Consider the following 23,836-nt stretch of genomic DNA (forward strand, 5'->3'; position numbering starts at 1 on the left):
TACAAAATATGCTTCGACATTTAAATCAAATCCCAAATCATCGGCTTCTGTCTCTGCTATTTGACAGTTAACCACTATTAAGGTATCGGGGTTAACGTTTACTACCTGCTCTTGGCGCTTTAATAATTCTTGTAGCACGAAATTAGGTAATAACTGGGAACTTTCCTCAAGTAAGAGTTTTTGAGTTTCTGGAGAGTAACGAGTTTTTAATTCTTGGGTGATTAAAGTTAAAATGTCTTCAGTAGCTAAATTGACAAGTATCTTTTTATCTGCGGAATTAAGAAAAGATCCCGGACTAAGCTCAATGCGTTTTTTAATTGGCATAGTTATCTAAAATTATTTTAATTTGAGCAGAGCATTCACAAATAAAGCTCAAAGTCAGTCAGTCAGTCAATCAAGAAACATCATCTCGGTTTCAGTTATCTGTTTTTAACAGGACGTATCTAATAGCAATTGCACCATTTCAATCATAACTATAAATGACTGTGATTTGTGAGTCAAAAAAGATTCATGTGCTAATATTTAAAAATGCCACAGTGCTTGACCAATTAACGGATTGGTTGAGTAAGTAACGAGTAAATAAACTTTTAGTCCGTGGACGCATCCGAGCCGCCAGTGGTGCTTCTTCTTCGGTTATTTTTGTAAGATGCTGGTCAAATAAATCCATTAGTTAATACGTCTTTATTCACTGCCAACTCTGATTATTCAGAAAAATAAACTACTATCTCATTAATTCTGACAACATCTGCTCAAGAATATCTGACATAATTTCCTCGTCTAGGGAGTGCAGAGTTGGTGGTCCACCAAGAAATTCTTTGATAGTGATCTTCTGTTCTTTAAAGTCTTTGACAAAATCCCGAATCTGAGAAACAACGTCAATTTGATTTTCTATTGTTTCTACCATAATAGCCATAGAGTCAATGCCTTTTTTAGCAGCTTTGCGAGAATCAGAAACCATCGTTCCTTCTGGAGTATTTTTTGCTAAACGCAGTTCCCGTTTCAAATTTTCATATTGAGTGAGAAGAATTTGATTTTGCTGTTCTATAGTTCGACATTTACGAGTTAAATCATCTTCGCTATTATGATCAATAATTTCTCCCACTTGGTGAAGTAGCTCAATTTCGAGAAGTCTTGCCAAATCGCCTTCTTGGTAGGCTTGATTGATTGATTTCATGATTTCTGTATTATATGTCTGTGTCTCGCTGTCTTTTACCTTGTCAGGGTGGAAGATTTCAGCTAACCTCAGAAATGTTTCACGAATTTTTCTTTTATCTTCTGTTCTAGTTACAGACAGAGATTCTACAGATTCTTGTGCTTGCCAATGTTGATAGCGACTTTCAGCAGTTTCCCTGGAAAAATCTGATTCGGGTTCGGAGTTGTCAAACGATTCGTCTAGCTCTGTTGAAAATTCTTTGCCATTTGGTTTGAGACTAATGATTCCTGTCAACTGGAGGTTAAGATAAACTGCTTCTATGTTTTTTAGAGTTTGTTTACCAAACTTTCTAGTAGTAAAGATTTCATCAAATAGAGCATGAATATCTTGGTCTAACTCAGCCATCTTTTGAAAGCTGGGACTAGCTTGATGAAAAATTTCTGTGGCGAAAATTCGCGTCTGTTCAACAAAGTTATTCAGTTCTGTCCGTTTTCTCTTAATCTGCTTGAGTAGTGATTGGTGTGATTTTTCTAGAGACTGTAAGCGTATATGTAATTGAGAGAGAGCCAGTGGAGTTGTAACAGTCGAGTGGGATGAAGGTGGGGTTTTTCGAGGCATAGAAGATTTAAGATTATCAAGGGAAAAAACTCTAACAACAATTGACACTTCAATGATGATATAGCAATCCGATTTGATTCCTGAGAAATTACTTGCTCCCGTGAGCGAAGCGCTTGCGCGATAGCGAGGGGACAGGGAACAGGGAAGAAGAAATGAAAGTGTACGGAGTTTTGTTCAGAAATCAAATATAAGTCCTATACATGAATATCTACTGAGATTAATTTTCTCTTGACAGTGTTGCCTGTAACTGCTGCACTTGTTCCACTGTTAAACCTGTTACCCGTGTAATTACTTCAATAGCTAGACCCTCGCGCAGTAAGTTCAGTGCAATCTCTTCTTTTGCTTTTTGAGCGCCTTCTTGTTGCCAACTAGTTACAATCTCCATAATTTCCTCCTGCTCATCTAATCCATTGTACTGATTGCCACTTGAAAGACCTGTTTCTCAGTCTCGTCGAGCCGCAAATACATATCCACAAAGCCCGAAATCAATTGCATACGTGCTGGCGATAACTTTAACGTCGTCAGCAGTCGCAAACATTCTGCTTTTACCTGGGGACGTTCCTCACGGTGAATATTCGTCCATTGCGGCGCATTTGTCACCAATTGAGCAAATTTATCAGGGCAAGCGTATTCAAACTCCAGGATCACGCCGCAACGCTCATCAATCGTTGGTGTACCGAGGTAATTCCTTAACAATGTCCATACCCAAGAGATTATTACTCCAATAGTTAGAAGCAATCACAACTGCAAACCCTTAAAGTGATGCCAGAATCATTTCAAAATAGGAGTTAAAGCTTTCGACACAATAAATTATGGTAAAGATTATTTGTCATGGCGGCCTATGCAGAGGGGCTGAATATTCTTCACCACGCCAACGTGGGCAATAATCAGCACGAGATCGATGCCGAAAGCACACCATTACGAAATCCAGAGTATTATCAGTATGACTTTAATTTGGCAGATGTTCCATTGATTCTGGCGGCAGGGTAGTGTAATTGCTTCAAAGCTAATTGGATTTGACAGCGATCGCAGCAATTGACAAGCCTCAATTTAGAAGAGTTTGGTGGTCGTGTATCAGATTCTGACGAAGGATGCCCTTCGTGCGATCGCAGCAATTGACGAATCTGTGCCAACTCCGGTGAAAAGTTACCAGAAATTTGGGTCTAAAGCCCCGTCGTTCTACGACGGCTTTAAGTTTTGTGGCGCGGTCTAAATCCCCGTTACAAAACTGTACTTCCGACTTCCGACTTCCGACTTCCGACTTCCGACTTCTTTAAGCGCTATTTGCTCGTTTTAACTCGGGTGGGGAAGCAGACTTTGCCGAAAAACTTTTGTCAGCCATACGCTATCAGTTTGGCGGGCATGATGAAAAAGCTAATTCTTAAAGAGGTTAGTTATGGGAACTCCTGATTCAGACGCACTGGTATTTTTTGGGGCAACAGGTGACTTGGCCTACAAGAAAATCTTCCCCAGCCTTCAAGCAATGGTACGACGGGGCAATCTCAATGTCCCAGTGATTGGGGTTGCCGGACGATCTTGGACAACGGATCAACTTAGGGAAAGGGCACGTGATAGCTTAGAACATCATGGTGGTGTAGATCAAGACGCATTTGAGAAACTTTCTGGTCTACTCCAGTACGTTGCTGGTGACTACAACAAACCAGAAACTTACGAAAAATTACGTCAAGCGCTTGGTGATGCTACTCATCCCCTCTACTATTTGGCAATTCCACCGAGCTTGTTTGCACAAGTAGTGTCAGGATTGGGCGAATCAGGCTGTGCTAAAAATGCGCGGGTAGTAATTGAAAAACCATTTGGACGGGATTTGAAATCAGCACGGGAGTTAAATCAAATTCTGGCATCAGTTTTTCCCGAATCATCCATCTATCGCATCGACCATTACCTGGGCAAAGAACCACTGCTGAATTTACTCTATTTTCGGTTTGCCAACTCTTTTCTCGAACCCATCTGGAATCGCAACTATGTTGAAAGCATCCAGATTGTGATGGCAGAGGACTTTGGCATTCAAGGAAGGGGGCGCTTCTATGAGGAAACTGGCGCAATTCGGGATGTGGTGGAAAACCACATGCTGCAAATATTGGCTTCAGTGTGTATGGATGCTCCCGCCAGTACGGCTGCCGATTCCATCCGGGATGAAAAAGAGCGTATTCTCAAAGCTATAGGGGAAGTGCAACCCGATGAGATTATTCGCGGTCAATTTTGTAATTACCGTAACGAAGAAGGTGTTTCTTCTGACTCCCAAGTAGAAACTTTTGTTGCCGTGCGGTTATTTATTAATACGTGGCGGTGGTCAGGAGTTCCCATCTACATTCGGGCTGGGAAGAAATTGCCTGTAAAAACTACTGAGGTGATGGTCAAGTTCAAGTGTCCACCTTTAAATGTGTTCCAGGAGGGAAGACAAGAAAACGGTAATTATGTTCGTTTTTTACTAGATCCAGAGGTAATTGTGGGATTGGGCGCTCGCACTAAAATCCCTGGAGAAGATATGATCGGCTCAACGGTTGAACTCCTAGCCTTTTACGGAGGTGGCGACGAGATGGAACCCTATGAACGTCTATTGGGTGATGCCATGCGGGGCGATCCCACCTTGTTTGTACGAGAAGATACCGTAGAAGAGGAATGGCGGATTGTCCAGCCAATTCTCGATAACGTCACACCCATTTATGAGTATGAGCCAAATACATGGGGCCCACCTGAGTCAGATCAACTACTTTTGCCAAGGGATCAGTGGTACAACCCATTAGCTAGAGATGATTAATTAAAAAAGTCAATATAGCTCGCCGGATTCAAATGCAATAAGCCTCTAACTCAAATAGTGACACACGCCCAAAACGTCGACATTGGTTTTGGTATATTTTTGGAACGTCAGTTGGTTTACTCGGCTTATATGGACTGGTGAGTTATGTTGTTTTACCAGCCAGGGATCTAGGCATCACTCTGGTCGGTTAGCAGGACTATATCAGTAAACCTGTCATTCGTCTATAGTTCTTCTGTGATCGCTCGGCGCATAATTTCAGTAACTTCGGCTGCCATTCTAGCATCTAGCTCAATTGCATCCCGTTTTTTTGCGGAATCAATTTTATCAGGATCGGTTTCCTGAAATGATTTCACTCCCCGTAAAGTCATGCTGATAGTTCTTAGCACAGGTGGATGATTATGAGCCTTGGGACATTCATCCAAAAATTGTACCAGTGCGACATAAACTATTTCAGTACTTTGCCGAGAATCACTGAACCCATCACCTAATTTTGAGATAATTGTGGGAGATGTAACAACTTTTTCCAAACCCAACGCTAGGATGGCTTGATCAATGTAACGACAGGCATCTGAACCCATCGCTCTGACAAGAGCTTCTAGACTATTCCACTGCGCTCCAGGTAATCGAGATTCTGGGGATAGATGGTGATGCCAGCCTAACATGGAGATAAACCTCACCAAATCGTAGGCGGTTACAAGATTGTCTCCAATAGTAGTTTCTGGAGCAGCTTTGAGCAGGACATTTTCTGTTTTTAAATCATACAATCTTGGCTGATTAATATAAGGTAGTTCACCGTAACGTCCACGGAAAACTAAATCTTGATTTCCGGTGATTTTTTTTACCCATAATTCTAAGCCCTCCCAAGTTTCAAATCGTTTACACATAGCAGCTAAGGCGTTGGAACTAGCTATTTTGTTTTGATAACTAACTATATCATTCGCTGCGTTAAAAAAAGATACAGTTTTTTGGGGATTTTCTGAATCCACAATCGCGCAATTATCAATATCTACATCAGGAAATTTCGTATTTAATTGAGAAACAATATTCAGTAACGGGATAATTTTTGTTCCACTCCAAAATTGATTTTTATTCAGAGCGTTTCTTCCCATCCAGTGTGCCTTTATCTTACCATCGGATAAACGACCAACACAGATACAAGCCTCTCGAATATCTGGATGTATAAATTCTAACCCCTGAGATGAAATTTGAGGTAATTCTCCAAGTTGGGGATAAGGTCGAAAGAGCAATTCTGCCGGATTTTGTAGGTATTTCAGGCGAATTGGGTAATTATTAATGTCTGGTTCATAGGGCGAATTCTGCACACCTTTATACAATAATGCTGGGTTGTCAGCAGTCGCATCTGGACTATTAGCAAGTACGAGAAATTCTTGGAAAATTTGCTCTCTATTCTTGCCTGACTCTAGTTTGTCAGGAATAGAGTTACTGGTGATATTTGATGAATTCGACATAAGTGATATTTCTTGGTTGAATTTGGGTGAGTCAATACAAGAGGAAAGGGGCGATCGCCTTCAAGAGAGTTACTAACTTTGAGCCATTACAGTTTTCTCAAACCGGGAATGTTTTTCTTAGATATAGAAACAGGAAATTATTTGAATATTGATGGCGAAAAAGTATTTCCGGCAGCTGGTGTGGGTAAAGGTGGAACTATTGCTCATAAAACTGGAGATATTGGATTTTTGGTTGGGGATGCAGGAATTATTAGTTTGCCAAATGGAAAGCATTACTTGGCAGAAATTTTTGTGATTAGACCCCATGATGATGAGCGAGTTGTGAAATTTGTACGCCAAGTTTCGCGGATAGTTTATCAGTATCTAGATCAACCAAAATTATCCCAGAAATATTATTTTCATCTTACTTAGGGTTGATTGTACTTAAAGCTACACCTTGATAATAATGCCCTAAAATTTGCAGATAGTTTACTCCTCTTTTAGCTAAATTGTATGCGCCCCATTGACTCATGCCTAAAGCATGACCAAAGCCAAGTCCAAGAAGTACAAAACTACCATTTGCTGCTTTGGTAAGGATAAAGTGGGTACTTTTAATTTTGAGTACTGTACGTACTTTTTCGCCACGCAGTACAATGGTTGCTTTATCACCAACGATTTTTAAGGCTTTAACACTACCAAAAGGTGAGTAGGTTTGTGCAATCATATCTAAAACATTGCCGACACCAGAAATCCTGGCGCTAATTTCTTTTTGGGAGAAAGTTTTCACCCATTTGCACTCGCTAACATTTTGATCGTAATCTTCAACAGCACGCAGGTAAGGCTCATGGCTTCCCCAAACATCTTCAACATTTTCAGTATGTCCTCCAGAACAATCATGAAAAACTGAGAGAATAATACTGTCTTTATAAGTTAGTAAGCTAATCGGCATTTAAGCTGCATAATATAAATGCAGAGCCGATTGAAAGTAAATATGCCACCACCAGCCAAAAACTTTTTAACTTCGGAACAAGTTACTCAGTTACAGCAAGCTCTAAAAGAGAGCGAACTACCGCACGTCAGAGAAAGAATTCTAATTATTCTGCTCCAAAACAATGGCAGGACACAACAAGAAATTTCTAAATTTTTAGGTTGTTCACCTAGAACAGTAGCATATTGGTGTATGCACGGAGATCCAGATAATCTAGAAACTTTACATAATAAAAGAGAATACAAGCATTATCGAAAAGCAACTCATGAGTATATTCAACTGTTATTGAAAACAGTTGATCAAGAGCCATCAGATTTTGGGTATGAATTTGGTAGATGGACAGCAGAGAGATTAGCCACATATTTAACAGAGCAAACAGGGATTGATTTAAGTAGCTCTCAAGTTAGGAGGATATTAAAGCAAAAAAAGTATAGTTACATCTGGGCTAAGTATGACTTAGAGGATAAACAAAATCCCATAATTAGAGCAGAGTTTCAAGAAAAACTTGCCCAATATTTAGCGATAGCTAGAGTTCACCCAGAGCGAATACAGGTATGGTTTTGGGACGAGAGTGGTTTCAGTTTACGCGTAATTCGGCGCAAAAATTGGGGTAAGCGAGGACGGCGCAAAAATCTTACAGGACAACGGCGACGTGGACGGGTTAATGTCATGGGAGGAATTCGGGAAGGAGATCGGAAACGGGTATGTTTTTTTATTAAAAAAGGTGAGGGAGATATCTTTTATGAACAGTTACAGCAACTAAATAAAATAATTAAAGAAGAGTGGATAAGTCAGGGAAATCGCGCCGAAAATTTTCACGAGAGCGGACCCAAGATCATTTTAATTTTAGATAATGCTAGTTTTCATAAACGTAAAGATATTCTCGCTAAAATTGCTCAACAACTCCCTAACTTTGTATTAGAGTTTTTACCCGCATATAGTCCTGACTACAACATCCTCGAATTAGTGTGGTATTCATGTAAGGAATACATTGCTCATCGTCTATTCCAATCAGTTGATCAGTTGAAATCTTTACTCGATAAGCTATTGAATCAGGGGGAATTAGTGATTAAGTGGCATCGAAAGATAAAAAATAAAGGTAATAGTGATTATGTTGCAGTTTAAATGCCGATTAGCTTACCTGTTTATCAGTAGCATCGACGGCGGTATAAGTACTAGGAGTTTCATTGATTACTCCTTTATAATTTTGCCAGTGATCTGGACTATCACCTAAATCGTAAACAGGATTATTGCGCTGTTTTTCTCGCTCATAGAAAGCAAAAGTCCGGGCGGCAACTGCTTGTGCTTTCAAAGCTTCAGCAGGCCACTCAGTATCCATTTCGCCACCAACAACACTGTAGAGATACTCTTGGTCATCAACCCAGTTAACGGCGGTTAGTCCTTTGCCTGTTGGGATAACGAGAGTTCTGCCTCGATACCAATGTTCGCCAATGTAAACGAATCCCTTACCTGTGGGTTCAATCCAAAATAGACCAGACTGCCATTTATCTAAAGCTACACCGCCTGGAATAGCTTGGGCATAAAATGAACTCATTGCTGGTAATTTTCCCACAGTATGACCAGTACTATCTTTGACTAACGCAGTTGTAGAACTGCCAACTATTACCTGATTAACTCCCCTCTCAATTGCTATTCGCAGTATTACAGATGCTTCACTTGGGGTAGCTAAACTCATCCACAATAAGGCACTTACCCACCAATGACCTACTTTTATCTGTGAAAATAAAGCTTTTAATAACAATTGGGATTTCATGTAATGCATTTAAAAAGAGTTTTCAATTTTTATACAATGTTATCCCTAATACCGTGGTTTGCGTATATTTGATGTACTCTTCTTGGGCAATCTCATATATATTTTATTCGTCCCTCCAGATAAATCCGGTATTTGTAGCCCAATAGTAGGGTTAACATGAAATTTGACACTCGGCTAAAAACAAACTATGCCCAAGACTTGGAACATAAAGATAGATAACTATTTTCAAGCCAACCCCAATTGCATCATCGCCACCGCCCATGTAGACAGCTTCCCCACAGACCTACCCCTAGAACCTAACATCAGGGAACCAAACCGTAAAAGCGCGACCTACAGACAAGTCTTCGACTCACTGACTACTCAACCCGAAAAATTCTTCTCCCGTCACAGCGGAATCGTCCTGTCAGCCAATAAAGTTAAACCAAGTAAAACCTCACTCGAACTGGAGATATTAGAAGCCTCGGAGGGGGGCAGCGATGGCATTATCAACGGTGGACACACAGTCTTAGGGTTTGAGCAAGCTAAAAATTACAACTACAATTTAACCCAAGCCAGAGTAAAAGTTACCATCCACATCGGACTCTCGGAAGACGAGGCTAAGGATATAGCCCTGGCCTCCAACACCACAACGCCAGTAGATTCTCGCTCCAAAGTCAACGCCAGGGGTGATTACAAATTTCTCAAGCAATACTTAGTTTCCTTAGAAAGAGCAGAAGATAGAAAATTCCGCATTGCCTATTACCAGAATCAAAGCGGCGCTCCCAGAAACGCTCAGTGTAATGTCAACCATTTGGTGAAGTTGATTAACTGCCTCGATAGAAATAGATACAACCCCGACGGCAATAAACGAACCAAACACCCAGCAGGTATGAGTCCCCCATCTAACATTACAGACACGGAAAGGGAAAGATTAACTGCACTTTTGCCTCTGCTATCTCAAGCTTTGTGGATAGAGCAAAGACTATACGAAATCGTTCAAGATCATATCAGCAACCCCAGAAGAAAGGGTATGAACGACTTAGCATCAATTGATATACGTAAAACTACGTTGTTGCCTGACAGTAAGTATTCATTTGGGTTTGGTGCGCCAACTGACCTAGCATTACCAATAATTGCATCCTATCGCGTATTTCTAAACGAAGACTATAAATGGATTATTCCTTTTGACGAATTCGCTGAAGATTTTCTGCAACATCTGTGGACTAACTACTTCCGCAAATACTTGGTATCGGAGAAAACAGCAGGAAATACAGTCGGTACAAAAATCAGTCGGAATCAAGAGATTTGGGAAAGTCTGTATATTTCGGCGCAAAGTTATCTAAATCAGCACTTGATGAAAATGGTCAACTCCAGTAAGTCAGAATCAGAATCGAATTTGACACTAGGGACAAAAGGACGTCTGCAAGCAGGTAAGAAATAATAGTAGAAGGTTTCTATTGAGAGATTCGTTTTGGATGAGCGATGGCTTTTAATAGTAAACAGTTATCAGTCAAGTCGTAAAGTCCTTGGGTTTTAACTGATAACTGATAACTGTTTTAAGTGATGGACTAACTTGTGGAATCGAAAGTTTGTTTATGTTGAAATATCCTTTGATAGAAAAATGTATAGCTATCAATATATGAATTCAGAGAATAATCTAATTTTTCGTTATGACAATACTGAACATCACCGAAAATTAAATCTGACTACTTTCCCTCCTCCCATCCCCTACACGATAATCATTATTAGTAAAAACTCGAATATTAAAAGTGAAGGATAAGGGACTTCCAAGAAATAAAATATACAGTTAAGAGAAATGATAATCATTATAATGGGAGAGGACAAGGGTTGCCACCGGCAATCCAAGACTCCCCGAATACACATGATTTCAAGATATCCTTAGCCTCACCAAGTATTTGCTGTTTGCCCTGTGGCAGCATTTGATTGACTTCATGCTCTAGGACTCGCTTCTATCCTCAGTCACTGACTCATCCGAAATTTTTGAATTTGGAATTGCTGACGTCAATGGCATGAGATTTCGGGCAATTGAGCGAGTTAAAGGTTTTAATCGACCACATCAGTTCGCTTTAGGGCAGTCACCAATTCTGTCATGAATTCAACAAAGACGCGCACTTTAACTAAGAGATAGCGTTTCTGGGGATATAACACGGCGATCGGGAGTCCAACTTGAGTCGCGTAGGATTGAAGAATCGGTTGAAGGTCGCCTCGCGCGATCGCATTTGCGGCAATAAATTTAGGCAGTTGAACCACACCCGCACCTTGAATAACTGCCTCTAAAATGACTTCTGAATTATCAAATCGCAGATAACTGTCCACAGCAAGGTCAATTGCTTTGCCATCTTGTTCAAACTTCCAGGTCGGTTCTTGTCGGTTTTGCGGATAGATAAAGTTGACACAGCGATGTTGCGATAGCTCTGTGAGCGTTGTGGGCATACCCTTCTGAGCGAGATACTGCGGCGAGGCACAGGTGATATAACGTGCAGTTGCTAGGTGGTGCATGATTAAACTGCTATCGCTGTTGAGTCCAATCCGCACTGTTGCATCAATACCTTCCTCAACTAGATCAATCAAGCGATCGTTAAACGAAACATTCAGCTTGAGGTCAGGGTATTGTGCGGTAAATTGCAGGAGAGCCGGGGCGATATGCAGTTTGCCAAACGCAAAGCTCAGATCAAGCCGCAATGTTCCGATCGGCAGGGACTGCGATTGTTTAACTTCGAGTTCGGCTTCTTCTAAATCGTTCAAAATTTGCTGACAGTGTTGATAAAACCGATTGCCATCTTCGGTCAGTGTCAAACTACGTGTTGTTCGCCCAAGCAAGCGCACCCCCAAGTTATCTTCTAAGCGCAATACGGCTCGACTCACGGCTGACGGAGCCATGCCCAACTGTCTTGCTGCCTCTGAAAAGCTGCCACACTGGGCGGAGCGCATAAAAATCATCAGGCTTTTAAGCTTGTCCATTGAAGCCACCGCATCTTTGAATTTTTTGCACAAGTGTTTTGAAGTTTAACTACTTTTTCTCTTTTCTTGTACAAGTTACTGTTTAGATAGATTGAAACTTTAAATCCATAAACAACTGTGAGAAAACACGTATGGCACAGCAAACAAACCCAGAGCAACTTATTTTAGTCACCGGAGGCACGGGCAATCAGGGCGGTGCGATCGCACGTCATCTTCTCCAACGCGGAAAATTCAAGGTTCGCGCGATGGTTCGCGATCAAAATAAGCCTGCGGCTCAAGCGCTTCAACAAGCAGGTGCAGAACTCGTCCAGGGAGATTTCAACGATCGGGCTTCACTTGATCGCGCTGTGCAAGGCGTTCACGGCATTTTTTCGATGCAGGACTTCCGAGAAGGAGCGGAGGTTGAAATTCGTCATGGTCAGGCACTCGCTGACGCGGTGAAAACGGCTGGCATTGAGCATTTTGTCTACAGTTCGGTAGGAAGCGCCGACCGCAACACTGGTATTCCACATTTCAACAGCAAGTTTCAAGTCGAAGAACATGTCCGAGCGATAGGTTTGCCCTATACGATTCTGCGTCCGGTGTTCTTCTTTTACAATTACAACGGGATGCGATCAATGGTGGAAAATGGAACGCTGTTCCAGCCACTGAGTCCCGATACAAAATTGCAGCAGTTGTCCGAGGAAGATTACGGGGCAATGGTTGCCGAGGTATTCGAGCGTCCCGCAGACTTCATAAACCGCGAAATCGAAGTCGCCAGTGTGGAGATGACTATGACAGAAATTGCTGCCGCGTTTAGCCGCGTTTTAGGAAAGAACGTCGCATACCAACAAATTCCATTTGAAGCATTTGAGCAGCAAGCTGGAGAGGAAGTGACCATCATGTATCGCTGGTTTGAAAATGTCGGCTATATCGCAGATTTGGCGGGGTTGAAACGCGATTTTCCTCAACCAACCGATTTTGAATCCTACTTGCGAGATCACGGCTGGGCAAAATCCGCCGAAAGCGCATCCGATGACTAGTCAAAAGATTAGCAGAAAGTTCACAACGAGTATCAGAACAATCAGGAGAAAACGATGAAAGCATTGGTCGTAGGAGCAACAGGTAAGTACGCCAGCCTTGTCGTGCCCGAACTGAAGCAGCGCGGTGCCACAGTCCGCGCCCTAGTGCGTGACGAGAGCAAAATTGAAGCGGCGCGCCAGCAAGGCGCAGACGAGACGGCGATCGGCAACCTCCAAAACCCGGATAGTCTCCGTGCTGCTGCTGCTGGTGTGGACAGCGTTTTTCATATTAACCCTGCCTTCGCTCCCAACGAAGCGGAGTTGGGTGTGGCGATGGTCAAAGCTGCTAAAGCCTCTGGTGTGCGGAAATTTGTATTCTCTGGTGTTTATCACCCGTCGCTCTCCAAACTGAGCAATCATGCTGCCAAGCGTCCGGTGGAAGAGGCAATGTACGAGTCGGGTATGGAGTTCACCGTGCTGCAACCGTCTATGTTTATGCAGAACTTTGCGGCGGGCTGGGATACGGTGATTAAGCAAGGACGATTCTCGCTGCCCTACTCCAAGCTAGCAAAAGCTTGCTATGTGGACTACCGCGACGTGGCGGCAGTCGCAGCAAAGGCGTTAACGAGTAACGAGTTAAGCTACGGAACGTTTGAGCTATGCGCTCCGGGCATGGTCAACCGCGTAGAACTTGCGGTGATGATGGGCGAGGCGATCGGGCGCACGATTGAGGCGGGTGAATCTTCCTTCGATGAGTGGGCACAAGGCGCACATATCCCGGACGGGCTACACAATCACCTGCGGGTGATGTACCAAGACTATGATCAGTATGGTTTTCCTGGCGGGAACGCGATCGTGCTGCGAACACTGCTTGGACGAGAGCCGCGATCGCTACCGCAGTACTTTCAAGAACTTGTAAATCGCAAAGTGGCGTGACGGCTACTCAATCGAAGTTTGAGTGGCAGAGCTAATCACTGGAGTTTAACTCTTGCTGGGCTGTATATTTTATTTTCTGGAAGTCCCTTAGCGATGTCACCGCCTTCTAATTCGTTCTGCTCAAAAGAAACTCCAATTATGTCAAAAATTTTATTAGCAACATCAAGAGAAATAGATTTCGACTAAGACATCTTTACTCCAATGAATCTAAGAGTTCAGCTAAACAATTAAAATCAATCTTCAACTACTTCAACTTATTCCCCTTTTTGAACCAGCAATTTCCCAGACACCCCAGCCGTAAAACCCAACCCAATCGCCGCTACAGTAACGCTGGGCCTGATAAACAACGTTGCAATTCCAATAACTGCACCCCAAAGACAGCCATAGCAGCAAAGGATAATCAACTGATTTTTGGGTTTAGCCCTTTCGTCTGATATGGATTGATGGACTATGGCATAATCTTCGAGTTCACTAACGATTTTTGATAAAGAAGCGCCGTACTCTTTTTCCAATCTACAAATAGCCAGCCTGTCTGCCTTAACTGGACTGATAGCTAGTTTTTGTAAGGCTGTGGTTAATTTATCGCTCATTTTTAAACTTTCCATGCTTCCACATTCTAGAAAATATTTAGAAAAAATTAAATCTTGCTGAAGAGACAAAAAGCCTCTATTTATCATCCGTACTTGGAGATGTAAGAATACCGGAACTTGAGTGGAACTCGACCAGAACTCAGCAGGAACTCAACGGTAACTATGGCTTAGTTACTGGTTTACTGGTTAGCATTAATTACGCTGAAACCATCTTTTTCATTTCCGCACAATCGGTTACTGTCAATCAATTGTGACAAGGCATTCCTCAAGTAAAGAACACTCTTTTTATCTTCGCCCCACTTGCGGCTGTTTCTGATAGCGGCAAAAGAAGTTGGAGGACTAGCAGTAGCCGCAACAATTGCCACAATCTGTTCTAAATCAGCCTTAGAAATATTAATCTCTTCTACTTCCAGAAATTCCAGTTCTTGATAAGGCTTTGAAAAAATGGACTCCAGATGATTAACTGCATCTGATGGTGCAATCTTCTCTCCTCTGGGTATGACTGCCCTTTCATGCTCTTGAACTAATTCTGGAAAGAATTGAAGTAATGTTCTTGCTGGATCTGGTTGCCCATTGCCTGGGTGCAAATGGGTCTTTAGCCATTCGGGAATCATGCCCAGATTGCCACCGCTAACGGGTTCTCCAAAGTTGTTAGGGTTGGCTTTGAAATATTCTCCACTAGCAACATTCATTTTGCGTAGACCACCAGCGCTAACCGCTTGAGCTACACAGCCAATAAAGTTAACCGATTGCTTAAAGGTATCTGCCAACCCAGCCGTAGCTTTACCGACCACGCTTGTCAGGTTAGAACCATGTAAGACGATAATTAATGTACCACCAGACTTAGCGAAGCGAGAAAGTAAATATTGAATCGCCCAGGTGCGATCGCTCTCCTCTAACAATGACAGCAACCGCATGGCTTCATCAATTACTAGCAGTAAGTTTTTATGGGAGTAAGGTTCGCTTCCATCTAAACCCTTAAGAAATTTCAATAAATCACGAGCGACGAGTTGATCAGCCCCATCCGCATCAATATCCGGGTACTTAAGGGCAGAGGTTAAGTTGCAAGCGAAGGGGTAAACGTCCACTCCGGCTGTAAAGTATTGGGTGTTCAATCCGGGGTCAAGTGCTGTTGATAATGTTGCCAAGATTGCTGCTAAGGTTCCCTTGCCACCTCGTTGAGTACCAGCGATCGCTATCACTTGAGAACTCATCATATCTTCTACTTGAAAACCACTTTTCGTTAAAGCAGCGATGAGTGCGTTTGCCCTATTAATTAGAGGGAGATTAATTATAGTGTCTGGTACAAGCCCATCTGCTGATGACTGTAACTCCTCCGGTCTAGAAAGCTCCGCAGCTTGGTTCGTCTGCCCAATATCTACCTGTGGTGATTGAAATTGCTTAATATCTACGGTCGGTGGTAACTGGATTTGAGCTTGTGCGATGGCACTTATCTCCGACCGATTCAGCCGGCTGTCAATTGTCACATCCTGTAAATGGAGAGCCATGCTTTCATAAGTGGGTAACTGACGACCCTTGAGCTTGCCAAACCAGCCAAACATCCAGCGATAAGCATAAAAACGTTTTCCTGGCTCAACTTGCGTCAAATACTGGCCAATATTTTCAAACTCAGCATGAAGAAAAGCGTACTCTTCTGCTGATTGTCGCTCTAGGAATTTAACGGTATTGGCAAGATGATCCCCTTGATAATTGCTCCTAGCATCATAATCCCCAGCACGAGCTAGAGCGTCTACAAAATTGCCACGCACAAAAGGCAAGGGGGCAATCTCCTTGGTTCTGTTGGAATGTTCGACAACAAACCATAACCACGCAGCACCGCCAATTAAACCACCAACTAGTGCCAGTGGGTTGACCGCATAACAAACCGCTCCGATCCCAGAAGCTAACAAACCAAGTACACGGGTCATGTCTGCTTCGTTCTCAGATGCCCGTGCCATTTCAAATAATCCATCTTTTCTCTCTTGCAGCCATTGGGCAATATTTCCGGCTTCCAAGTGAGACAAGCTAGGATATGATTCGCGTAAATGTTCAGTTTCTTTAGTTGTAATTTTCGGGATATTGTTACTTTGCATAAATGCCTCCCTTGGGAAACGTTGCCGCCCTTTTTTACAGTTATTGGTTTCTTGGGCGGTTTCCGTTCTAATCCTTTGTCAACCGCCAGATGGCGAACCCAATTTCACCCGCCATCATTGTGCCGATGTTAAATAAGATACAGCCCAAAATCATGAATGGGGCTGTAAACTCAAATGGGTTACGAGCTGCAAAGGTGGTGATAATATCGAACACCCAAACCGCAATTACAACTAGCCCAGCGCTAGAGCGATCGCGTATACCTGCGGTTTTGTAATCCGCCCAGAGTTGGCCTACCAAGTCAATCTTGCCACTAGGCTTGGTTTCAAGCTCATAAACCATGTGGTCTTGAAGCTCCCGCCTCGCTGAATCGGGGTTTTTACCGCGTAAGGCGTGGGCTTCGATCACTTGAACACCTATAGAGATTATGAATGCCAGGTAAAAGAGAGGGTTGAACAGTGCAAACGGCACATTTAGCCAATTCCAAGTCGGCTCAAACCAAGCAAAAACAGGGGGCCCAGTAAAGATTAGTTGCCAAGTTGAATCAGCACTAATCATGGAACCGCCGATAAATAAAATCCCGCCAACTAATGCACGACCTGCACCTCCATTAGCAACAAACTGATTGACGATAGCAGCTGCGGCCCGAATGGGTAAGCCGACAATCATTACTACAGCCTTGGCACAAAAATCAATGATTTCACCAAGCGATCGCTTCTTACCTTTAGGTTTATCATCGCTATTGCCAGCGCTGTTACTTGCACCATTAGTCATTACTTCCTCCTAGTTTGTTTGATATTTTGAACGCTTTTACAAATCCCTTTAGCTTTGTGCTTCCACTTCCAAATTCCTTCTTCAATTCGTCCAATACACCTGCCCGTCGCATCAAAAACATCAATAATCTCATCATCTTGATAAAGGGTTGTGTCTGGTCTGGGATTGCGTTTAGCGCTATCAAAGTAATTGGTAATTCTCAACTTGCGACTTGTGGGCATCACTCCCGCCTCATACAAGGCATCACTGGTTTTAGCCCGTTCTTCTATGCGGGAACGTTCTAATTCTTCTGAGGCTTTTAGCCGTTGAAGCTCTGCATAAGCCCCCAACTTGGGTACTAAGGGGATGATTACAGGCAACATGCAGATGCCAACACCAGCCAAAGCTAAGTACAGTTGTTTCTTATACATGAGACTGCTGTGCTATAGCGCGTTCTTAGTACAAATTTTTGTTTCATGCTGTTTCACGAGTCTGAAACATTGATGAAACCGTTGAAATAGTTTCGTGAAACAGTGCTGTGAAACACTACCCTTCATAACGCCTTTCGAGCAAGGAATGGACTGTTGTTTCGTGTTTCATGTTTCACGTTTCACGCGGGGGAATGCTGTTTCACGCTGTTTCACGACCTGAAACATTGATGAAACCGTTGAAACTGTTTCATGAAACAGTGCTGTGAAACAGTTTGATGAAACAATCCCGCTCATAATGGCTTTCGAGCAAGGAATTGTCTGGTGTTTCATGTTTCACGTTTCATGTTTCACGCTGGGAGAATGCTGTTTCATGGTGTTTCACGCCCTGAAACATTGATGAAACCGTTGAAACGTTTCATGAAACAGTTTCGCGAAACAGTTTCGTGAAACAGTTGGATGAAACACTACTGCTCATCACTCTCAGAGGGTGTAGGGGATAGGGTGTAGGGTGTAGGAATCCACGTTTCAAACCTAATATTTTTTGAAACTGGGCAATAACCAAGAATTGACAGTTTTTTATTTCTTTTCTACACCCTACACCCTACACCCCACAACCTTTTCCTTGTCATCTTGATGCCCGTCCCAGAAAAGTCAATCCTGCACCAACAAGTAATCCCAACGGTATGAACATCCCACTGCCAATTAATCCAGTAACGACAATGCTACCAACGAGATATGCACTGCCACCTAAAGCGCCAACAACTGAAGTAGCAAACAATCCGGTACTGAGAATATCCATAACCTGATTTTTCCTTTGATGAGTTAATAGTTCTTGAAGCAATCGGATTTCGGCAACAGTAGCAACAGTTTCATTTTGGATTTGTAACAATGCCGCTACTGTTTTATAAGCTTCTAAAATCGGATCTGTGTCCCCATTGAAGAAACTCTCTCCCGCAACAAATTGAGTCGCGCTTTGAGTTGTTCTTTTTTTTGAATCGACTTCCCCAGCCTTGTTGAGGCTTCTTCTGCCAAATTAATCAAACTCTGATCTATCTCGGTAATCTGGTTATCAACTTCCAACATGGATTGTTCAGCAAAGGCATCCAACACTGTCCCTTTGGCTCCAATCAAGGATTCCATGAACAACAAAGCTCCTGTGACACCAGTCGATGCACCCAAAATCTTAGATTGCTCATTTTGAACGGCTATAGCACCAGAAATAGTCTCTTTATCAGCCGCAGTTAACTTGTATGAGGCTTGTTGAATTGCTTCGTCAGCTTTGGTGATTGTGGCTTCGGGTACATCTGCTATAGGTGATTGTTGAGACTGTAATCTCTCACTATTGGTAATATCTTGAAATCTAGCTAAAATCTCGTCTGGAACTAGTGAATCGACCGTCCATTTTTGCTCTGGATATTGACGGCGCAGCTCATCAACTATCTTTCCTGGTACTTTGTTGAGAGCTTGTGCGAATTCTTTAACAATCATCATTTACGCTCCTAAAAACTTTTCGGGGTGATTCTTTAATTCAATTGCCACCTTCTTCAAAGAACCCTTGACCAAAACGTAACTTCTAATTCTTTGAAGTACAGGTAAGTGCCAGTTTGTCAACTTCGCTCGTCCGTTTAGCCCTCCATTATCTTCGTCCCGAAAATCTTCAAATTCTGGCAAGTATAAAGAAGCTAAGTCTAAATACTTTTGGAACTGTCTAATTCCAACTGATGGCTGCAATTTTCGGGCTGCCTCCTCTCGCGTTAACAATTGTTCAACTACACAGCTTCCCTGAATTAGCAATGGTTTCGGCTCCTAGAGTTCCGACTGAGTTCCGACTGAGTTCCGATTGAATTCCGATTGAATTCCGGTTGAGTTCCGATTGAATTCCGGTACTGCTAATACTAATAATAAAAACCCTACCGGCTGGTGAGTAGGGTTTTTCTGATGACTTAGCGTCAGGCTGACGCTAAGTACCTGATAATAATTTATGGATAGCTCCAAAATGATTAAGTACGTGTGGTTTTGGCTGTTGATACCTTGTACTACTTTCGTCAGCTAACCAATGACTTATTGTTTGTTCAGGATAATCACTAAGCCTATGCATCAGGTATATAGATGCATTGTGAATTATTTTGAATTCTCTTGGATGCATTGGTTTAATACCAATGTTTTGTACCATACTGCGATCGCTCCTAGTGTAGGGTTTGCCTGTGGTGGGAATAGCCCTCTGGTGTTGAAAAATCTCTGCTTGATTTCTAGACTTTTCCTGTTTGCTGTTCGGTCAACAAGAAGGGTGTGGGGGGTAGGGTGTTGGGTGTTGGGTGTTGGGGATACAGCATTGAACGGGGCTGGTGACGATGCGGGTTGTTGGGCCTATCTCTTCTCCTGCACCCCACCACACCCTACACCCCGCCCCAACGGGGCTAGGTCATCTGCTCCACCTCATCAATTGCGCTCACTATTTCTCCTAAAACATTGAACGCATCGTTTAACACCACATCATTTGATGTAGAAAAGTACTCGGACGATTGAAGCCTGCGATAATCCTTACTATTCCCAACAAGCCGCAATGTATATTGACACCCTTGCAAGATAGTCCGAATCTCTGATGTAGTTAACTTGATTTCCATCGTTGTTTATCCCCTAAAATTTATCTCGTTGAATACTGAAACTAGCTCCGACCAAAGAACTGCCTAAGAAGACGGAAAAACTAACCAACATTGCACCCAGGCAAATATTTTTCTGTTGCTCCCAACCAGAGATGATTATGTTGGGATTAGCATTTGTCTCGATAATCTCCATTCCCCAACATCCCATTGCTCCAACTCCTAAAAACCCAGTTAAAAGCAGAGAGGCGATTGCAGTTGTTTCTATGGTGCGGTCGATAAAAATCCTGGGGTTAAATCTTTTTCGAGTCCGACGAAGAACTAATTTATTACGAGTGTTTGAAGGCAAAGATGATTGGTGAGTTACTTTATGGGTTTTCATTTCACTTCGTCCAACTCCACGAAAAATCCTGCACCTGTATTCGTAATTTTTACCAACTTTCGATCTACCAACGTTTGTATGACACCCAGACTAAAGTTTATAGTGCATAATCGAGTGCTACCACCGCAACGACGGAGGTACTGAAGGCATAGCTGAGAATGGTCTTTTGGGACTGGGTTAGCTTTTTTAGGCATGATGTCTTTCCTGTTGTGGTTTGTAGGGGGCAAAGCGATGGCTGAAAAAAAATAGCCAAGCAGTATTAATGCTTGACTAAAGTATTTTTGGATTTAAAAGGTGAATTTCAGTTATTAGAATTTATCCAGTTCGTCAAATTGATTTGTTGCAGAGTGCTTGTATGCTTTGGCTTTATTCATTTGATGAGTAGAAGCTTTAATTACTGGGATTGCAGCTGACTTAACTGAATCCTTTGCTTGTTGAAATAGAAATTGTGTCGTCCCTTGTGCATCTTCTTCTTTTGGGTCAATTTGTCCCCATAGTGAGCAAGTTAACTCTAAAGATTCGTAGTCGCCTAAATTGAACTTACGTGTGTAAGTTACAGCAATAGTCTTGATTTCCATAATTTAACCAAACAATATTTCAAAATGAAGTGTAGTTTTTTAGGATCTCTTACAAAGTGACGCTTCTCAAATTACAAATGCCGCCAGAAACTCTTGCTGATAGCCTTGATGCTGACAGTTTTCGGTTCAGATTTCGGCGATTCTTTGATCTGAACAGCTACAGGTTCATTCACCAGCAAAGAATTGAGTAGTTCTTGTTGATAGTCAACATCTACAACTGTTTGGTACACCCTGTAAGGATCAATCTGCATTCCCAATGGTGTTGGGACAATTTTCAAATACTCGTTAAGGGCAAGTATGTAGTTATCACCAAAGTTCCTGTTTGCAACAGCTAGGCGTATAGCGTTTAATAGTTGTATCGCTCGTCTGATATCTGAAATACTGCGATGCCGAAGGCGGGCGGAGCCATCGCCATCCATTTGTGGCTGACTTTCTCTGTAGCCCTTAGATTTTTTTTCGGCTACCAGATTGTGAAATTTAGCAACCGCTCTTTGATAACTTCCTAATGTGTGGACTTTGGTTTGTGCCTGATAACCAACACGTCCCCATTGGACTATTAAGTTGCTGCCTTCAGCTTTTGCGCTCCAGAACTTGTTGCTGTTGTTAACAGCGTCAACAAAAACAAGATATGTTTCCATAGTTTTCATGCTGGAATTAGTGAACAGGTGAATATCTAATTTTTAGATATTCACCTGTAATTAGTTATTGAATCGTCAATAATCGGGCATTACCCCAACGTAATTGATGTTGCAAAGCATCTTTTATTGTTTCAGCATCGTCAACAGTTAGTCCATTTAGCTCAGAACAGAGATTTATTAACACTTCTGGAATACCATCACACAGGAATCTCTCAAATTCTCCATCTTTCAAAGCTTCTGTAACCAAATAGTTATCAGGAGTACATATTTGTTGCATAAAAACATATTGCGACAAAGTTGTACGTAGCAAGAGTTTCGTTTTTCTGTCCAGTTGTTCTAAATATGCACCATGTTTTTCAACTAACTGGTCGATTTTTTCGGTTTGACCGTAATAAGTTACCAAGTCTGTATTTGCCATTTGATTTACCTTGAAATTAGAAATATCATTGTCAATCCAAGCCAATTCACTCTCTTTTTGGCGTAGCAATTGTCTCTTTTGAGCAATGCGATTTCTCTTGAACACAACAGGAGAAATCGCGGACTTTATCAATTCATGTTGCGAAACTTGGCAGTACGCAAAGACGCTTGTTTCGCCCCGATGACAGGACTAGAGGCAGCCCTCGCAGTCTTAGACCAAGCTTGCATTCGCTCCACTGCCTGAGCATCCTGAACAGCAAGCGGGGTAATGGTTTGACGACAATTCTCTAAATCACCCAGCGTTACCTGCTGCGGTCGTCCTTCGTCAAAAGCCAGTAGTGCCGCTTCTGCTGCTAGGGTTTCTAATTCTGCGCCGGAAAACTTCGCGGTATTAGCAGCGATCGCCTCCAAATACTCGGACTCCACTACAATGCCAAAACGCTCCAAATGAATCTTGAGGATTTGGCAACGCTCCGGTTCAGTAGGTAAGTCAACAAAGAAATTTTCATCAAATCTGCCTTTCCGTTTCAGTTCACTGGGCAATGCTGACGGGTCATTGCAGGTAGCTACAACAAATACACCTGCCGTACACTCACTCATAAATGTGAGCAGATTTCCCAGAATGCGCTGGGAAACACCCGTTGTATCGCCGCTACCGGAAAGTGCTTTTTCTATCTCATCAACCCATAAGACACAAGGTGCGATCGCTTCGGCTGTTTTCAAAGCACGGCGAACATTCCCTTCAGATTCACCAACCAGACTGCCAAGGAGAGACGCAATATCTAGTTGCAGCAGTGGTAAATTGAGAATGCTAGCAATGTTTTTGGCGCAAATCGACTTACCTGTTCCGGGCGGACCAGCCAATAATACGCCTTTGGGTTGTGGCAGATGGAGCGATCGCGCCTCTTGGGTGAATAGTCGCCGCCGCCGAGTCAACCACTCGCGCAGTAAATCCAGTCCACCGAATGGAATAGTCGCTGGTTTGCCCAACTCAATGCCCATTTGAGCCAACAGTCGGGTTTTGTACTCGACAATCATTGGTGTGACTGTGCTATCAATCAAGATACCACTGCGGCTCAGACGCTCTTTGACAGTTAGCCGCAAAAAATCGCTGACTTCCTCTAACGTCAGTCCCAGCGCTGCCCGTGCAAAGGTTTCTTTTTCTTCATAACTCAGGGACACTCGAAATGTGACATCCTGCTCAGTAGCAGATTCTTCAAGAAAAACTAGATACGACTCGAAGTGGTCTTGAATTTGGCCAATGTTCGGTAGTGGCACTTCACAGTAGGGGATGAGCCTTACCAAAGAATCGTGTAGTTCGATGTTTTGACCCAGCAGCACGATCCTTTTTTCTGTAGGTTTGAGTCGGTGGTAAAGGTTTTTCACTCTGGTCAAGATTTCCCAACTCATCTGTGGGGAATTCTTGCCAACAAAGGGGTGTATGTCTCCCAGAATAAACACGCCAGCACCATCAAAGTTATTGATGTAGTCGAAAACGAAGAGTATTGGATCAGCGTGGGGTGGTCTTTTGTATTCTGATACTGGCTTAAACAGCAGCCCACCATCAGATGCAATCAAGCATTGCTCCAGGCTGGATACTCCCAAATTCCAGAAGAATACCGGACTATTGAGTTTGTCTTTAGCTTCAGTTGTCAGCCACTGAATAATCGTCGCTTCATCGGGCGACAGGACATCAAG

28 protein-coding genes and 2 pseudogenes are annotated in these 23,836 nt (G+C 42.7%); 9 read left to right on the forward strand and 21 right to left on the reverse strand.

The window, feature by feature from the left end; genetic code table 11:
- The 5 genes from V7L05_RS22045 to V7L05_RS22065 form a co-directional block, all read right to left on the reverse strand.
- Positions 1–324 (reverse strand): hypothetical protein (locus V7L05_RS22045; RefSeq protein WP_335167125.1); only part of this gene is annotated, 324 nt, incomplete at its 3' end.
- Positions 325–508: 184 nt separating this feature from the next.
- Positions 509–667 carry a hypothetical protein gene (locus V7L05_RS22050; protein WP_335167126.1) on the reverse strand — a complete coding sequence of 53 codons (159 nt, stop codon included), beginning with the start codon at positions 665–667 and terminating at the stop codon, positions 509–511.
- Positions 668–721: 54 nt separating this feature from the next.
- Entirely contained in the window at positions 722–1,771 is a 1,050-nt protein-coding gene (locus V7L05_RS22055; protein WP_335167128.1) for a J domain-containing protein, read from the reverse strand.
- Between the two features lie 217 nt (positions 1,772–1,988).
- Positions 1,989–2,156 (reverse strand): hypothetical protein, encoded by a 168-nt coding sequence (locus V7L05_RS22060; protein WP_335167130.1) that lies wholly within the window; start codon positions 2,154–2,156, stop codon positions 1,989–1,991.
- A gap of 17 nt (positions 2,157–2,173) precedes the next feature.
- Entirely contained in the window at positions 2,174–2,467 is a 294-nt protein-coding gene (locus V7L05_RS22065; protein ID WP_335167131.1) for a hypothetical protein, read from the reverse strand.
- Between the two features lie 135 nt (positions 2,468–2,602).
- Between V7L05_RS22065 and V7L05_RS22070 the strand changes: the two genes are divergently transcribed.
- The 3 genes from V7L05_RS22070 (at position 2,603) to zwf (ending at position 4,550) form a co-directional block, all read left to right on the forward strand.
- Entirely contained in the window at positions 2,603–2,761 is a 159-nt protein-coding gene (locus V7L05_RS22070; protein WP_335167133.1) for a hypothetical protein, read from the forward strand.
- A gap of 79 nt (positions 2,762–2,840) precedes the next feature.
- Positions 2,841–2,984, forward strand: a complete 144-nt coding sequence (locus V7L05_RS22075; protein ID WP_335167135.1) for a hypothetical protein — start codon at positions 2,841–2,843, stop codon at positions 2,982–2,984.
- A 183-nt stretch (positions 2,985–3,167) separates the two neighbouring features.
- On the forward strand, positions 3,168–4,550 hold the full coding sequence (gene zwf, locus V7L05_RS22080; protein ID WP_335167137.1) for a glucose-6-phosphate dehydrogenase: 1,383 nt from the start codon (positions 3,168–3,170) through the stop codon (positions 4,548–4,550).
- A gap of 221 nt (positions 4,551–4,771) precedes the next feature.
- Here the strand turns inward: zwf and V7L05_RS22085 are convergent, their stop codons facing one another.
- On the reverse strand, positions 4,772–6,019 hold the full coding sequence (locus V7L05_RS22085) for a hypothetical protein (protein WP_335167139.1): 1,248 nt from the start codon (positions 6,017–6,019) through the stop codon (positions 4,772–4,774).
- Positions 6,020–6,097: 78 nt separating this feature from the next.
- On the opposite strand from V7L05_RS22085, the gene V7L05_RS22090 reads away from it, so the two are divergent.
- Positions 6,098–6,430 carry a serine hydrolase gene (locus tag V7L05_RS22090; RefSeq protein WP_335167140.1) on the forward strand — a complete coding sequence of 111 codons (333 nt, stop codon included), beginning with the start codon at positions 6,098–6,100 and terminating at the stop codon, positions 6,428–6,430.
- Here the strand turns inward: V7L05_RS22090 and V7L05_RS22095 are convergent.
- Positions 6,423–6,935: pseudogene (locus V7L05_RS22095) on the reverse strand (SpoIID/LytB domain-containing protein); the annotation flags it as partial. The gene V7L05_RS22090 and the pseudogene V7L05_RS22095 overlap by 8 nt on opposite strands.
- Positions 6,936–6,989: 54 nt before the next feature.
- Between V7L05_RS22095 and V7L05_RS22100 the strand changes: the two are divergent.
- Positions 6,990–8,111, forward strand: a complete 1,122-nt coding sequence (locus V7L05_RS22100; RefSeq protein WP_335167171.1) for an IS630 family transposase — start codon at positions 6,990–6,992, stop codon at positions 8,109–8,111.
- Between the two features lie 13 nt (positions 8,112–8,124).
- On the opposite strand, the pseudogene V7L05_RS22105 reads toward V7L05_RS22100, so the two are convergent.
- Positions 8,125–8,760 (reverse strand): annotated as a pseudogene (locus tag V7L05_RS22105) (SpoIID/LytB domain-containing protein); the annotation flags it as partial.
- Between the two features lie 187 nt (positions 8,761–8,947).
- Between V7L05_RS22105 and V7L05_RS22110 the strand changes: the two are divergent.
- Both V7L05_RS22110 and V7L05_RS22115 read left to right on the forward strand, forming a co-directional pair.
- Positions 8,948–10,180: an AIPR family protein gene (locus tag V7L05_RS22110; protein WP_335167141.1), complete on the forward strand. Its 1,233-nt coding sequence runs from the start codon at positions 8,948–8,950 to the stop codon at positions 10,178–10,180.
- A 132-nt stretch (positions 10,181–10,312) separates the two neighbouring features.
- Positions 10,313–10,519 (forward strand): toxin-antitoxin system TumE family protein, encoded by a 207-nt coding sequence (locus V7L05_RS22115; protein WP_335167143.1) that lies wholly within the window; start codon positions 10,313–10,315, stop codon positions 10,517–10,519.
- Positions 10,520–10,803: 284 nt separating this feature from the next.
- Here the strand turns inward: V7L05_RS22115 and V7L05_RS22120 are convergent, their stop codons facing one another.
- A complete protein-coding gene (locus V7L05_RS22120; protein ID WP_335167145.1) occupies positions 10,804–11,721 on the reverse strand; it encodes a LysR family transcriptional regulator in 918 nt (305 codons plus the stop codon).
- A gap of 131 nt (positions 11,722–11,852) precedes the next feature.
- Here V7L05_RS22120 and V7L05_RS22125 point away from each other — a divergent pair, with 131 nt between their 5' ends.
- The gene (locus V7L05_RS22125; protein ID WP_335167146.1) at positions 11,853–12,743 is read left to right on the forward strand and encodes an NmrA/HSCARG family protein; all 891 of its coding nucleotides are present in this window, start codon (positions 11,853–11,855) and stop codon (positions 12,741–12,743) included.
- A gap of 54 nt (positions 12,744–12,797) precedes the next feature.
- Entirely contained in the window at positions 12,798–13,658 is an 861-nt protein-coding gene (locus V7L05_RS22130) for an SDR family oxidoreductase (RefSeq protein ID WP_335167148.1), read from the forward strand.
- Between the two features lie 254 nt (positions 13,659–13,912).
- On the opposite strand, the gene V7L05_RS22135 is transcribed toward V7L05_RS22130, so the two are convergent.
- From V7L05_RS22135 to V7L05_RS22190, 12 genes are all read right to left on the reverse strand, one after another.
- Positions 13,913–14,317, reverse strand: a complete 405-nt coding sequence (locus tag V7L05_RS22135) for a hypothetical protein (RefSeq protein ID WP_335167150.1) — start codon at positions 14,315–14,317, stop codon at positions 13,913–13,915.
- A gap of 110 nt (positions 14,318–14,427) precedes the next feature.
- Positions 14,428–16,341 carry a hypothetical protein gene (locus tag V7L05_RS22140; RefSeq protein WP_335167151.1) on the reverse strand — a complete coding sequence of 638 codons (1,914 nt, stop codon included), beginning with the start codon at positions 16,339–16,341 and terminating at the stop codon, positions 14,428–14,430.
- Positions 16,342–16,408: 67 nt separating this feature from the next.
- Positions 16,409–17,113: a hypothetical protein gene (locus V7L05_RS22145; RefSeq protein ID WP_335167153.1), complete on the reverse strand. Its 705-nt coding sequence runs from the start codon at positions 17,111–17,113 to the stop codon at positions 16,409–16,411.
- Positions 17,113–17,523, reverse strand: coding sequence for a hypothetical protein (locus V7L05_RS22150; protein WP_335167154.1), 411 nt, complete (start codon positions 17,521–17,523; stop codon positions 17,113–17,115). The genes V7L05_RS22145 and V7L05_RS22150 overlap by 1 nt, the downstream gene beginning before the upstream one ends.
- Before the next feature lie 625 nt (positions 17,524–18,148).
- On the reverse strand, positions 18,149–18,412 hold the full coding sequence (locus V7L05_RS22155) for a hypothetical protein (RefSeq protein WP_335167156.1): 264 nt from the start codon (positions 18,410–18,412) through the stop codon (positions 18,149–18,151).
- 23 nt (positions 18,413–18,435) lie between these two features.
- Positions 18,436–19,014, reverse strand: a complete 579-nt coding sequence (locus V7L05_RS22160; RefSeq protein WP_335167158.1) for a hypothetical protein — start codon at positions 19,012–19,014, stop codon at positions 18,436–18,438.
- A complete protein-coding gene (locus V7L05_RS22165; RefSeq protein WP_335167160.1) occupies positions 19,015–19,317 on the reverse strand; it encodes a hypothetical protein in 303 nt (100 codons plus the stop codon). It abuts the gene before it with no gap.
- 843 nt (positions 19,318–20,160) lie between these two features.
- Positions 20,161–20,505: a hypothetical protein gene (locus V7L05_RS22170; protein WP_335167162.1), complete on the reverse strand. Its 345-nt coding sequence runs from the start codon at positions 20,503–20,505 to the stop codon at positions 20,161–20,163.
- A gap of 308 nt (positions 20,506–20,813) precedes the next feature.
- Positions 20,814–21,083, reverse strand: a complete 270-nt coding sequence (locus tag V7L05_RS22175; RefSeq protein ID WP_292794104.1) for a hypothetical protein — start codon at positions 21,081–21,083, stop codon at positions 20,814–20,816.
- 71 nt (positions 21,084–21,154) lie between these two features.
- Positions 21,155–21,721 carry a WGR domain-containing protein gene (locus V7L05_RS22180; protein ID WP_335167164.1) on the reverse strand — a complete coding sequence of 189 codons (567 nt, stop codon included), beginning with the start codon at positions 21,719–21,721 and terminating at the stop codon, positions 21,155–21,157.
- Between the two features lie 64 nt (positions 21,722–21,785).
- Complete coding sequence (locus V7L05_RS22185; RefSeq protein WP_335167166.1) at positions 21,786–22,244, reverse strand: hypothetical protein; 459 nt, start codon at positions 22,242–22,244, stop codon at positions 21,786–21,788.
- A 23-nt stretch (positions 22,245–22,267) separates the two neighbouring features.
- Positions 22,268–23,836, reverse strand: a 1,569-nt coding sequence (locus V7L05_RS22190; RefSeq protein WP_335167168.1) for an AAA family ATPase, incomplete at its 5' end; no start/stop codon positions are given.

The sequence above is a fragment of the Nostoc sp. genome (assembly GCF_036917755.1).
GTDB lineage: Bacteria > Cyanobacteriota > Cyanobacteriia > Cyanobacteriales > Nostocaceae > Nostoc.